This window comes from Streptomyces sp. NPDC050806 (genome assembly GCF_055586425.1).
In genome coordinates this window covers 123,765-136,031 of the sequence record NZ_JBVJIF010000001.1, presented here as the reverse complement: position 1 = coordinate 136,031, position 12,267 = coordinate 123,765, and the positions used below count along the sequence as shown (strand labels likewise).

The window sequence follows — 12,267 nt, the reverse complement described above, 5'->3', positions numbered from 1 at the left end:
CGCCGGCGGGTTGGGGGGGGGTGGCGGGCCCCCCCCCCCCTGCCCCCCCCGGGGGGGGGGGGGGGGGGGGGGGGGGGGGGCGGGCCGGGGCGGCCCGCCGCCGCCGTGATTCCGGCAGAACCTTCTCGCCCTACGCCTCGCGCCCCCAGCGGGCGGTCACGCGTACCGCGTCGGCCGTCGAGGCCACGTCGTGCACGCGCACGCACCAGGCGCCCTGCGTGGCGGCCAGGACGGTCACCGCGGAGGTGGCCGCGTCCCGCCGGTGCGGCGGCCGGGGCAGGCCCGTCGCCGGGTCCGCCAGCAGTTCCCCCAGGAAGGACTTGCGGGCCGCGCCCACCAGGACCGGGTACCCGAGCGCGACCACCTCCCGGAGCCGGCCCAGCAACTGCCAGTTGTGCTCGGGAGTCTTGGCGAAGCCCAGCCCGGGATCGAGGACGAGACGGTCCGGCGCGATACCGGCGTGCAGGGCCGCTTCGACGCGCAGCCGCAACTCGTCGGCCACATCGGCAGCGGCATCGTCGTAGCCCGCGTTGGCCTGCATGCCGTCGGAATGCCCGCGCCAGTGCATCGCCACGTACGGCACCCCGGCGCACGCCACCAAGGGCAGCATCGCGGGGTCGGCGAGGCCGCCCGAAACGTCGTTGACCAGCCGTGCGCCGGCCTCGACGGCACGCGCGGCGACCTCGGCCCGCATCGTGTCGACACTGACCGTCGCCCCCGCGGCGGCCAGTTCGCGGACCACCGGCAGTACCCGCCGCAGCTCCTCCTCGACCGGGACCCGCGCGGCGCCGGGCCGGGTCGACTCGCCGCCCACGTCGAGGATGTCCGCGCCCTCCGCCAGCAGCGCGAGACCGTGCGCGACGGCCCGCTCCGGGGCGTACCACCGCCCGCCGTCGGAGAACGAGTCGGGCGTGACGTTCACGATGCCCATGACCAGGGCCCGGCCGGGCCGGGGCAGCCCGTCCGGGTACAGCGCGGGGGCTCCGGGGCCCGGCCGGGTCACGGTGCTCATGCGAGGCCGCCCCGCGCCGCGGTGGCGAGGTGCCGGCGCCAGCGGGTGAACAGCTTGGTGCGGTCCACGCCCAGGACGGCGACCGGTTCTCCGGCGCGCCGGTAGACCGCGAGGAAGGCGCGGTCGGCCGGGGTGCCGTCCTCGACGGTGACGCTGTCGGCCGATGCGGCGTGCCCGGCGAACTGGATCCGCACGCCGTACTGATCGGACCAGAAGTAGGGCGGGCGGGGCGGGCCGAGCGGGGCGGTGCCGCCGGACAGCAGGGCGGCCACGGCCACCGCGGGGCGCTCCTTGGCGCCGGTCCAGTGCTCGATCCGGCGGTGGGCCGCGAGGGAAGGGTCGTACCAGGCCGCGCAGTCACCGGCCGCGACGACGCCCGGCACACTGGTGAGGCCGTCGGCGCCGCAGCGCACCCCGTTGTCGAGCGCGACGCCGGACCCGGCGAGCCAGTCGGTGCACGGCGTCGCGCCGATGCCCGCGACGACGATGTCGGCGGGGATGCTGCGGCCGTCGTCGAGCAGCACCGCCGTCACCCGCGTCCGGCGGCCCTCTCCGGCGGGCGTTTCCCGGTCGCGCAGTCCCAGGGGCAGCACCGCCGGGGCCGGCGCGGCGCCGGTCACTCCGCGCACCTCGGTGCCGCACAGCAGGCGCACCCCGTGGTCGGTGTGGAGCGCGGAGACGGCCGCTGCCATCTCCGGCCCGAGCGGACCGGCGAGCGGTGCCGGCCCTGCCACGACGAACGTGACGTCCAGCCCCATGACGGCGGCGGTCGAGGCCACTTCGGCGCCGACGAAGCCGCCGCCGATCACGACCAGCCGGCCGCCGCATACCAGGTCGTCGCGGAGGCCCCGGGCGTCGTCGAGGGTGCGCAGCACGTGCACGCCGGCCAGGCCGTCACTGCCGGGCAGGGCCCGCGCGGCGGCCCCCGTGGCGATCACGACGCCGTCCGCGCGTACGTCCCTGCCGTCGGCGAGCCGTATCGCGCGCTCCCGCGTGTCCAGGCCGGTGGCCCGGGCCCCGAGTATCCACTCGGCAGCTAGGTCCTCGTCGTCCGCCTCCAGGGCGAGTTCGGCCTCGTCGACCTTCCCGGTGAGGAACTCCTTCGACAACGGCGGTCTGTCGTACGGGCGGTGGGTCTCCTCGCCGATGAGGACGAGGCGTCCGTCATAGCCCTGCTTGCGCAGCGAGCGGGCGGCGGAGAGTCCGGCGAGCGAGGCGCCGACGACGGCCACGGACTTCATGCCGCACCTCCGGCGGGGCGTACGGCGGCACGGGAGGGCGGCAGGTACGGCGCGGCACCCGCGGGACGACGCGTGGGAAGCATCATGCACCTCGTTGCGTATGGAGAAACATAGTGCGCTTGGCGCAACGAGTCTGCGGGTGGCCCGAACCGGTGTCAAGGAATCGGGAGAAACGACGGCACGGGCGTTCGGGCGGCGTGGGCCGCCTCGGTCTCGTGCTGCGGAATCGATGTCAGCGGCGAGGGCCGGGGTGCCTGTCGGTCAGGCGCCCGGCCCTCGGCGGGAGATGTGCGCTACTCGCTGCCCGGAGGCCGGATCCGCTCCCCTTCCGGGAGGTCGGCGGTCACCTGCGTGCGGGCGTCCTTCGGGGCGCGCCGGGCGAGGGTCGGCGCATCCGTGGTGGCCCGGACGTCGCCGGTCACCTCCAGCCCGGTGACCGCGCGGCTGCCTGCGGCGAGGAGGTACCACTTCTTCGAGGGGCTGCGCCATCGCGTGCTCGCCACGACGTGCTGGCCGAAGCGGCTGCACGCGGCGGTGTCCCGATCGCGGGCGACCACCGTGGCGTCGGCGTCGGGCGCGGCCTCGGGACGCCGCAGCCCCACTTCGATGTCGCCCGGGCCGCGCCAGGTGTCCGCCCGGCGGCAGGACCACACCGCGTGGCCGCCGTCCTCCGGCAGCCGCTGACGGGCAAAGTCCCACATGCTGACGCTCCGCACTCCCCCGTCCAGCAGCCCGCTCATTCCGCACGCCGAGGCCGCCCAGGCGCGCAGCGCCTCCGTACTCGTGGCCTCGCGCGGGGGACGCGGGCGCTCACGGCCCGGCAGCGGCATGTAGGTGAGGTGGGCCGGGAGCAGGTCGCCGAGGTCGGCGACGACGAAGGTGTGGTGCTCCACGATGCGTGCGGAGGAGCGGAGTTGCAGCGCGGGACGGGCGGTGCAGTCGTCGTACCTCGGGCGTGCCACCGGCTCCGTGACGCCGTCGCGCGCCACGCGTACGGAACGGGCCGGGGTGTCGGGGTGCCGGAGGTCCCGCCGTTCGGCGGTGGCGATCCAGGGGGCGGTGAGGAAGCGCACCTGCCGCGCGGTGCGGCTGACGACCACCGCCGCCGCGGTGGTCACATCGGCGTCGTCGGCCCGCGCGAAGTCCAGCGCGGCCGTGCCGTCCCCGTCGCTCGGCTCGGTGTAGCGGACGATGCGGCGCTCGTCGTGGAGGACGACGACGGCGCGGCCGTCGATGTCGCCGGCGTACAGCAACGCGGGCGGGGTGGCGGGGACTTCTTCGGTGGTCGCGGCGGCCGACGTGACCTTGGTGCCGGGCGCCGGGCGGGCCCAGGCGGCGAGCGCGCGGTGCAGCAGCGCGGTGTCGTCCACGCGGGCGCCGCGCGGGGCCCAGGCGGTGAAGTCGACGCGCGAGGTGTCGGCCCAGCGGTCGCCGGGGGCCCGGACCAGGCGGCCGGCGTCCATGACGGGGGCGAGGTCCCCCGGTATGGCGTCGTCCGCGCTCGGGGTCCCCACGAAACCGTCGCCCGACGTGGCGGGCAGCACGGATATCGTCACCAGGGCCAGCAGTGCGGCGGTGAGGCCGGCGAGCCGCCGCCGTCGTCTGCGGCGCAGCAGATCCGTCGGCCGGGTCTGCACGGAACACGGGTCGAACTCGGAGGCGTTCCCCAGGTCCGCCGCCGCCCGCGCGCTCAGGTACAGCAGCTGTTCGGCGTCGCGGCACGCCGCCGCTTCGGGTGGTGCGCCGAGCCGGGTGAGCAGCTCGCGGGCCGCTTCCCTCGGCATGTCCTCCAGCGAACGCAGCGCGAACAGCGCGCGTGCCGGGGCGGACGCCGCGGCCAGCGCCCGGTCGAGCGAGGTGGTGTCCCCGCTGCCCGCGCGCGGGAAGAGCCGCAGTCCCCATACGGCCGGCAGCGCGGGCCGCAGTGCCCGTGGCCACGGCAGCCGGCGGGGCCAGCGCCGTGGCCGGGCGCCGTACGACAGGCACGCGGTCAGGACGCGCTCGCGCACCCACGCGTACTCGGGTTTCGGCCCGGGGGCCGCCGTGTCGCCGGGCGGGCCGCCGGCGCCGGGCAGCGCGGCGCCGAGCGGTCCGGGCAGCGCCCGCTGCACCAGCCCGTGGGCCACGAGCACCCGCCGATGGCGGCCCAGCGCCGGCGGCAGCGCCACGAAGGCGATCCGCACGAGCTGTGGATACGCCTCCATGAGCGCGGCCTCGGCCCGCTCCGCATTGATCCGTGCGGCAGTCCCTCCGGCCTGCCGCCGTCCCCGCCCCCACATGCCGATCGCCCCCTCCGGCGGATACGACGAATTCCGCACCAGGCAAACGAGTGACACGAACGACGGTCACGCTGACGCACTGTCCGGTTCGCGCACTTCGCGAAAGCGGCCGGTGGCCGCGAGAGGGCGCCCGTCAGGTACCGAGGCCGGCGGTGGGCTGCGCGGCCGGGCCGCGGGGTGGTGCGGGTGCGGTCTGCGGGACGTGTGCGGTCCCTCCCGTGTCGAGGAAGCGGCTCAGGGGCAGGGTGGCGGCGCCGACGGTGACCGCGTCCGCGCCGAGGCGGCCGAGTTCGATGGTGGCGCGGGCCGCCGGGTAACGCAGCGCGTAGGCCGCGGTGGCCTCGCGTACGGCGGGCAGCAGGCGGGTGCCGAGGAGCAGGCCGGCCCAGCCGGCCAGCACGATGCGTTCGGGGTTGAAGAGGTTCACCAGGTCGGCGATGCCCGCGCCGAGGTACTCGGCGGTCTCGGCCAGCACCTCGGCGGTGGCCGGGTCGCCGGCGGCGAGCAGGGCGGCCAGCGCGCTCTCCTCGTCGGCGCCGGAGGGAGCGGCGCCGCCCGCCTCCCGCCACCGTTCCAGCACCGCTTCGGCGCCGACGTACGCCTCCAGGCAGCCTCGGGCACCGCACCGGCAGCGGCGGCCGCGCAGCTGCATGGTGGTGTGGCCCCACTCCCCCGCGCCGTGTGCGGCGCCGCCGTACGCGCTGCCGTCGGTGATCACGCTGGCGCCGACGCCGGAGCCGATGAGGGCGATGACGGCGTCGCGCGCGCCCCGCCCGGCACCGAACCACATCTCCGCCTGACCGAGCGTCTTGGCGCCGTTGGACACGAAAAGCGGTGCGGTGTCGTCAGGTTGGGCTGCTTCGCGGAGCAGGGCCGCCAGCGGGACGGCGTCCCAGCCGACGGTCTGGCCGTGCACCACCGCGCCGCCGCGTGCCGGGTCGTCCTCGACGATGCCGGGCACGCCGACGCCGATGCCGAGCAGCGGGCCGTGCGGGACGTCGGTACGGCGTACCGCCTTCAGGCCGTCGGCTATCAGGCGTACGACGTGGGTGACGTTGTGACCGTCGTCCTTCAAGGGATGTTCGCAGCGGGCCAGCTCGGCCATCGACAGGTCGAAGAGTTCAACCCGTATTCGTGTCTCGCCGACGTCCACCCCGATGAGTGATCCGGCGCCCGGCGCGACCCGCAGCAGGATGCGCGGGCGCCCGCCGTCGGAGTCGACCGAGCCGGCCTCCTCCAGCAGGCCGTCGGCGAGGAGTTCGGATGTGACGTTGCTGATGGACGCCGAGCTCAGGCCGGTCCGCGCGGCGAGTTCCTGGCGGCTCAGCGGACCTTCCAGATACAGGCGGCGCAGCAGCCGCGCACGGTTGCCTCGGCGCAGATCACGGACCGTCCGGCGGTGGCGTTCGGGCATGTGGCTCCTTCCTCTCCCGGCAACTTACCGGTGCCGAGTGTCTTGACGACCCCTTCTTTCACTACTTAACTCACGCCTTAAGTTAATACGGAGCCGCGTTCAGAGCTTTGATGCTCGCCTCCCGGAGGGGCCACAACGACCATGCGTAGAACCCGTATGGCGGCAGTCGCCGCGCTCACCACCGCACTGACCGCCGCCCTGGCCACCGGCTGTGGCGGCGGCACCGCCCTCGGAGGCGGCGCCAACAACGACAGCCCGAAGGAGCTGACCTACTGGGCGACCAACCAGGGGTCCAGCCTGGAGGCGGACAAGAAGGTGCTGGGTCCGGAGCTGAAGAAGTTCGAACAGCAGACCGGGATCAAGGTCAAGCTGGAGGTCATCCCCTGGGCCACCATCCTCGACCGGATCCTCGCCGCGACCTCCTCCGGGCAGGGCCCGGACGTGCTCAACATCGGCAACACCTGGTCCTCGTCGCTGCAGAAGAGCGGCGCGCTGCTGGCGTTCGACGACAAGACCTTCAAGAAGATCGGCGGCAAGGAACGGTTCGCGCCGGCCCCGATGGCCGCCACCGGCGAGGCGAAGAAGGACCCGGCGGCGGTGCCGCTGTACTCGCTGACGTACGCGCTGTACTACAACAAGCAGATGTTCAAGGAGGCGGGCATCTCGCGTCCCCCCACCACCTGGGACGAGCTGGTGGCCGACGGGAAGAAGCTCACCAAGGACGGCAAGTACGGGCTGGCCGTCGAGGGCGGCAACGTGGCGGAGAACTCCCACCACGCCTTCGTCTTCGGCAAGCAGCACGGCGCCGACTTCTTCGACGCCGCCGGGAAGCCCACCTTCGACAAGCCCGCGAACGTCGAGGCCGTCAAGCAGTACATCGACTTCCTGGCGAAGGACAAGATCGCCGCACCCGGAAACGCCGAGTACGCGCAGAACCAGTCGGTGCGGGACTTCGCCACCGGCAAGGCCGGGATGCTGCTGTGGCAGGCCGCGCGCACCTCGCTGCTCGCGCACGGAATGAAGACGGACGAGTACGGGGTGGCGCCCGTGCCCTTCCAGTCCGGCGACACGAGCGGCCGGCGCAACGTCAACTCCATGGTCGGCGGCATCAACATGGCCGTCTTCGACAACACCGACAACATCGACGGCGCGCTGAAGTTCGTGAAGTTCATGACCTCCACCGAGGAGCAGCAGATCCTCACCTCCAAGTTCGGGGCGCTCTCCCCCGTGCTGGACGCGCAGAGGAGCAAGCCGCGGGACCCGGACGAGGCCGTGCAGCGCGAGGTGCTCGCCAAGAGCGCGGCGCCGCTGCCGCAGGTCCCCGACGAGTCGCAGTTCGAGACGCTGGTCGGCGGCGCGATGAAGGAGCTGCTGGCCGACGCCGCGGCGGGCAAGAAGCTCACCACCGCCGACGTGCGGGCGAAGCTCACCGAGGCCCAGCAGCAGATGCAGAAGTGAGACCCGCACCATGACCACCACCACACAGCACGAAGCGGCCGGGACGGCGGCCCCCAGCACGTCGCCGTCCGGCGCGCCGCCCCCGAACCGGCCGCCGCGCCGTTCCTTCCTCCCCGACCGGATCAGACGCGGCGGCCTCCCCTACCTCCTGCTGCTCCCCGCCCTCGCGCTCGAACTGCTGATCCACATCGTCCCGATGGTCATCGGCATCGCGATGAGCTTCAAGCAGCTCACCCACGAGTACATCCGCAACTGGGGCGCGGCGCCCTGGGCCGGCCTGGACAACTTCCGCATCGCGGTCGACTTCGACGCCCCGGTCGGCCGGGCGCTGCTCCACTCCTTCGCGGTCACCTGCGCCTTCACCGTGCTCGCCGTGGCGCTGGCCTGGCTGCTCGGCGTGACGGCCGCGATCCTCATGCAGGACCGGTTCCGCGGCCGCGGCCTGCTGCGGGCCCTGTTCCTCACCCCGTACGCACTGCCGGTCTACACCGCCGTCATCACCTGGTCCTTCCTGCTCCAGCGGGACAACGGGCTGGTGAACCACGTCCTGCACGACCAGCTCGGGCTCACGGACTCGCCCACGTTCTGGCTGGTCGGCGACAACAGCTTCACGGCGCTCGTGGTGACGTCGGTATGGCGCACCTGGCCGTTCGCGTTCCTGATGCTGACGGCGGCGCTGCAGAACATCCCGCGGGAGTCCTACGAGGCGGCGCAGCTGGACGGCGCCGGGATCCGGAAGCAGATCCGGCACATCACCCTGCCGGCCCTCCGCCCCGTCAACCAGGTCCTGGTACTGGTCCTCTTCCTGTGGACCTTCAACGACTTCAACGTGCCGTACGTGCTCTTCGGCAAGGGGGCTCCGGAGGCCGCCGACCTGATCTCGATCCACATCTACCAGGCCTCCTTCGAGACCTGGAACTTCGGCTCCGGGTCGGCCATGTCCGTCCTGCTGCTGCTCTTCCTGCTCGTGGTGACGGCCGCGTACCTGCTGTTCACAGGCCGTGGAAGGAGGGGCGAGCATGGCTGAGGCCGTCAAGTCGCCCACCGCGCCGCCCCGGTCCTTCGTCTGGACCCGGCGGGTGCTGCTCACCCTGCTGACCCTCTTCACGGCCACTCCGCTGTACGTGATGCTCAGCAGTTCGCTCAAGCCGCTGCAGGACGTGACCGGCGCCTTCCGGTGGTTCCCCAGCCGGGTGACGTTCCAGCCGTACCTGGACATCTGGGAGACCGTGCCGCTGGGCCGGTACTTCGTGAACTCCCTGATCGTCGCGGGCGCGGCGACCGCCTGCTCGGTGGTGATCGCGGTGTTCGCGGCGTACGCGGTCAGCCGCTACCGCTTCCGGGGGAAGCGGCTGTTCACCGTCACGGTGCTGTCCACCCAGATGTTCCCCGGCATCCTCTTCCTCCTCCCGCTCTTCCTGATCTTCGTGAACATCGGGAACGCCACCGGCGTCGCGCTCTACGGCTCGCGCGGCGGCCTGATCCTCACGTACATGACGTTCACCCTGCCGCTGTCCATCTGGATGTTGGTGGGTTACTTCGACTCCATCCCGCGCGACCTGGACGAGGCGGCGCAGGTCGACGGCTGCGGGCCGCTCGGCGCCCTCGTACGGGTCGTCGTGCCGGCCGCGGTGCCCGGCATCGTCGCGGTGGCCATCTACTCCTTCATGACCGCCTGGGGCGAGGTGCTCTTCGCCTCGGTCATGACCAACGACGTCACCCGCACACTCGCGATCGGCCTGCAGGGCTACGCCACCCAGACCGAGGTGTACTGGAACCAGATCATGGCCGCCTCGCTCGTCGTCAGCGTCCCCGTCGTCGCGGGCTTCCTGCTGCTCCAGCGCTACCTCGTCGCCGGACTCACGGCCGGCGCCGTCAAGTGACCACCGCGGAAAGGAACTCCGTGTCCGACTCGTACCTCGACTCGCTCCCCGCCGACTTCGTGTGGGGAACGGCCACCGCCGCGTACCAGATCGAAGGCGCGGCGGCCGAGGACGGCCGCGCGCCGTCCATCTGGGACACCTTCAGCCACACTCCCGGCAAGGTCGACAACGGCGACACCGGCGACGTGGCCTGCGACCACTACCACCGCTGGCGCGCGGACATCGGCCTGATGGGGCAGCTGGGCGCCGACGCCTACCGCTTCTCGGTGGCCTGGCCCCGGGTCGTGCCGGGCGGCGACGGGCCGGTCAACAAGGCGGGCCTGGACTTCTACGACCGGCTCACCGACGGCCTCCTGGAGGCCGGCATCACGCCGTACGTCACGCTCTACCACTGGGACCTGCCGCAGGCGCTCCAGGACCGGGGCGGCTGGCCGGAGCGGGAGACCGCCGAGCACTTCGCCGCGTACGCAGCGGTCGTCGCCGAGCGGCTCGGCGACCGCGTCACGCAGTGGGGCACCCTCAACGAACCGCTGTGCTCCGCGTGGATCGGCCACCTGGAAGGGCGGATGGCGCCGGGGCTGACCGACCTCACCGCCGCCGTCCGCGCCTCCTTCCACCTGCACCTCGGGCACGGCCTCGCGGTGCAGGCCATCCGCGCCGCGGTGCCCGGCGCGCAGGTCGGCATCGTCAACAACCTGACGCACTGTGAGCCGGCGAGCGACAGCGACGCCGACCACGCGGCGGCGCGCCGCTCCGACGGGCACACCAACCGCTGGTGGATGGACCCGCTGCACGGCCGCGGCTACCCGCAGGACATGGTGGAGCTGTACGGCACCGAGCCGCCGGCCCGCGCGGGCGACCTGGAGACCATCGCCGCTCCCCTGGACTGGCTCGGCCTGAACTACTACTTCCGCAACGTCGTCGCGGACGATCCCGCGGGCTCGCTGCCGTACGCCCGGCAGGTCGAGCTGCCGGCCTCCCGCCACACCGGAATGGGCTGGGAGGTGCATGCGGCCGGGCTGACGAAGACGCTGCTGCGGATGACGGAGGACTACGGCGCCCGCCGTCTCTACGTCACCGAGAACGGCTCGGCCTACCCCGACACCGTCGGCCCCGACGGGCAGGTGCACGACCCGGAGCGGGTCCGCTACCTGGAGGAGCACCTGGCCGCGTGCGCCGACGCGGTGTCGCAAGGCGTGCCGCTCGCGGGGTACTTCGCCTGGTCGCTGCTGGACAACTTCGAGTGGGCCTACGGCTACGACAAGCGCTTCGGCCTCGTCCACGTCGACTACGGGACCCAGCGGCGCACCGTCAAGGACAGCGGACACCGGTACGCCGAGATCGTCCGCGCCCACCGGAACCGGGAGCGCCGCGCGGCATAGCTCCCTCATGAGCCCCGCACGGGCGCTTCGTCACATCGGATCGCCAAACCCTGCCACGACGCGCCCGGCGGTTCTGCAACGCCTGTACACAACACGGCCCACATCTGTCGGAGGAGCCGCATCATGGAACACAGGCACCATCAGCATGCCCAAAAAAGATCGCCCGGGACACGGTGGAGGAGGGTGATGGCCGTCTCAGCCGCGCTCGTCATGACCGCCGCCGGCTACGCCTACGCCGCTCCAGGGCCCGGCCGGGCCGCCGCGACCACCGCGCAGGTGTGGGTCACCACGGCGGACGGCTCGAAGAAGCTCAGCAGAGCCGGCGACGTGTCCTTCGACGGTGGCAAGCAGCAGATCGACATCAGCGTGGACTCCCGCGAGAAGAGCCAGGAGTTCACCGGTGCGGGCGCCTCCTTCACCGAGGCCTCGGCACACCTGGTGGCCGGGCTGCCCGAAGGACAGCGCACCACCCTGATGAAGGACCTGTTCTCCCGGGACGGCGCGGGCATCGGCCTGGACTACCTGCGCCAGCCCCTCGGTGGTACCGACTTCGTCGCCCGGCTGCCCTACTACACCTACGAGGACACGAAGGGGTCCTTCTCGATCGGCCGGGACACCGAGGAGATCCTGCCGCTGCTGCAGCAGGCCAAGGGCATCAACCCCGGCATCCGCGTGATGGGCACGCCGTGGTCGGCCCCCGCGTGGATGAAGGACAGCGGAAAGCTGGAGGGCGGCAAGCTCACCCCCGAGCACTACGGGGACTACGCCGACTATCTGGTCAAGGCGGTCCAGGCGTACGGCAAGGCCGGTGTGACCGTCGACGACCTCACCGTGCAGAACGAGCCGCTGTTCCAGACGACGTACCCCTCGATGGGCATGTCCGCCGAGGAACAGGCCGACTTCCTCCGGGTCCTGGACGGCCGGCTGACCGCCGCGGGGCTGCCCACCCAGCTCTTCGCCTACGACCACAACTGGGACCGCCCGGACTTCCCGCTCACCGTCCTGGACCGTACGAAGGACCTCGCCCGCGTCCAGGGTGCGGCCTTCCACTGCTACGGCGGCAGCCCCGAGGCCCAGCAGCAGGTGCGGAACGCGGGCAAGCGGGTGTTCTTCACCGAGTGCTCCGGCACCGACAGCGACGACCCGTCACGCACCTTCGCGGACTCGCTGAAGTGGCAGACCGAGAACCTGGTCATCCGCAGCATGCGGTCGGGCGCGGAGACCGTGGTGCTGTGGAACCTCGCCCTCGACAGGAACGGCGGACCGCACTACGGCAACTGCGGCACCCGCTGCAACGGCGTCGTGCAGATCGACGGCGGAGCCGTCACCAAGAACGCCGAGTTCTACACCCTCGGCCACGTCGCCAAGTTCGTGGACCGCGGCGCGCACCGCATCGCCTCCACCAGCCAGGGCTCCGGCGGGGTACAGAACGTGACCTTCGAGAACCCGGACGGCTCGCGGGTCTCCGTGGTGCTCAACGCCACCGGTTCGGCGCAGACCTTCTCCGTCACCGAGAGCGGCAGGTCGCTCCGGTACGAACTGCCGGCGGGCGCCGTGGCCACGTTCAAGTGGCCCGGCGCCCCCACCGGCTGAGCGGC

General features: G+C 72.7%; 9 protein-coding genes. 5 read left to right on the top strand and 4 right to left on the bottom strand.

Features of this window, described 5'->3' with window-relative positions:
• Nucleotides 1-130 precede the first annotated feature (130 nt).
• The 4 genes from folP to ACZ6WH_RS00565 form a co-directional block, all read right to left on the bottom strand.
• Nucleotides 131-1,012 (bottom strand): dihydropteroate synthase, encoded by an 882-nt coding sequence (gene folP, locus ACZ6WH_RS00580; protein ID WP_469724915.1) that lies wholly within the window; start codon nucleotides 1,010-1,012, stop codon nucleotides 131-133.
• The gene (locus tag ACZ6WH_RS00575; protein ID WP_469724914.1) at nucleotides 1,009-2,253 is read right to left on the bottom strand and encodes an NAD(P)/FAD-dependent oxidoreductase; all 1,245 of its coding nucleotides are present in this window, start codon (nucleotides 2,251-2,253) and stop codon (nucleotides 1,009-1,011) included. Before ACZ6WH_RS00575 ends, folP begins: the two co-directional genes overlap by 4 nt.
• Before the next feature lie 293 nt (nucleotides 2,254-2,546).
• Complete coding sequence (locus tag ACZ6WH_RS00570) at nucleotides 2,547-4,457, bottom strand: hypothetical protein (protein ID WP_469724913.1); 1,911 nt, start codon at nucleotides 4,455-4,457, stop codon at nucleotides 2,547-2,549.
• Between the two features lie 208 nt (nucleotides 4,458-4,665).
• On the bottom strand, nucleotides 4,666-5,946 hold the full coding sequence (locus ACZ6WH_RS00565) for an ROK family protein (RefSeq protein ID WP_469724912.1): 1,281 nt from the start codon (nucleotides 5,944-5,946) through the stop codon (nucleotides 4,666-4,668).
• A 141-nt stretch (nucleotides 5,947-6,087) separates the two neighbouring features.
• On the opposite strand from ACZ6WH_RS00565, the gene ACZ6WH_RS00560 reads away from it, so the two are divergent.
• The 5 genes from ACZ6WH_RS00560 to ACZ6WH_RS00540 all read left to right on the top strand — a co-directional run bounded on the left by ACZ6WH_RS00560 (nucleotide 6,088) and on the right by ACZ6WH_RS00540 (nucleotide 12,262).
• Nucleotides 6,088-7,404, top strand: coding sequence for an ABC transporter substrate-binding protein (locus ACZ6WH_RS00560; protein WP_469724910.1), 1,317 nt, complete (start codon nucleotides 6,088-6,090; stop codon nucleotides 7,402-7,404).
• A gap of 10 nt (nucleotides 7,405-7,414) precedes the next feature.
• Complete coding sequence (locus ACZ6WH_RS00555; RefSeq protein WP_469724909.1) at nucleotides 7,415-8,431, top strand: carbohydrate ABC transporter permease; 1,017 nt, start codon at nucleotides 7,415-7,417, stop codon at nucleotides 8,429-8,431.
• Nucleotides 8,424-9,287 carry a carbohydrate ABC transporter permease gene (locus ACZ6WH_RS00550; RefSeq protein WP_469724908.1) on the top strand — a complete coding sequence of 288 codons (864 nt, stop codon included), beginning with the start codon at nucleotides 8,424-8,426 and terminating at the stop codon, nucleotides 9,285-9,287. Before ACZ6WH_RS00555 ends, ACZ6WH_RS00550 begins: the two co-directional genes overlap by 8 nt.
• A 20-nt stretch (nucleotides 9,288-9,307) precedes the next feature.
• Nucleotides 9,308-10,669: a GH1 family beta-glucosidase gene (locus tag ACZ6WH_RS00545; protein ID WP_469724907.1), complete on the top strand. Its 1,362-nt coding sequence runs from the start codon at nucleotides 9,308-9,310 to the stop codon at nucleotides 10,667-10,669.
• A gap of 186 nt (nucleotides 10,670-10,855) precedes the next feature.
• On the top strand, nucleotides 10,856-12,262 hold the full coding sequence (locus ACZ6WH_RS00540; protein ID WP_469724905.1) for a glycoside hydrolase family 30 protein: 1,407 nt from the start codon (nucleotides 10,856-10,858) through the stop codon (nucleotides 12,260-12,262).
• Nucleotides 12,263-12,267: the final 5 nt, after the last annotated feature.

Bases quoted from the DNA above. Each gene is read 5' to 3' on its own strand.
- ACZ6WH_RS00540 (WP_469724905.1), top strand. From the start codon at position 10,856: ATGGCCGTCTCAGCCGCGCTCGTCATGACCGCCGCCGGCTACGCCTAC.
- ACZ6WH_RS00555 (WP_469724909.1), top strand. From the start codon at position 7,415: ATGACCACCACCACACAGCACGAAGCGGCCGGGACGGCGGCCCCCAGC.
- ACZ6WH_RS00575 (WP_469724914.1), bottom strand. From the start codon at position 2,253: ATGAAGTCCGTGGCCGTCGTCGGCGCCTCGCTCGCCGGACTCTCCGCC.
- ACZ6WH_RS00550 (WP_469724908.1), top strand. From the start codon at position 8,424: ATGGCTGAGGCCGTCAAGTCGCCCACCGCGCCGCCCCGGTCCTTCGTC.
- ACZ6WH_RS00570 (WP_469724913.1), bottom strand. From the start codon at position 4,457: ATGGAGGCGTATCCACAGCTCGTGCGGATCGCCTTCGTGGCGCTGCCG.
- ACZ6WH_RS00565 (WP_469724912.1), bottom strand. From the start codon at position 5,946: ATGCCCGAACGCCACCGCCGGACGGTCCGTGATCTGCGCCGAGGCAAC.
- ACZ6WH_RS00560 (WP_469724910.1), top strand. From the start codon at position 6,088: ATGCGTAGAACCCGTATGGCGGCAGTCGCCGCGCTCACCACCGCACTG.
- folP (WP_469724915.1), bottom strand. From the start codon at position 1,012: ATGAGCACCGTGACCCGGCCGGGCCCCGGAGCCCCCGCGCTGTACCCG.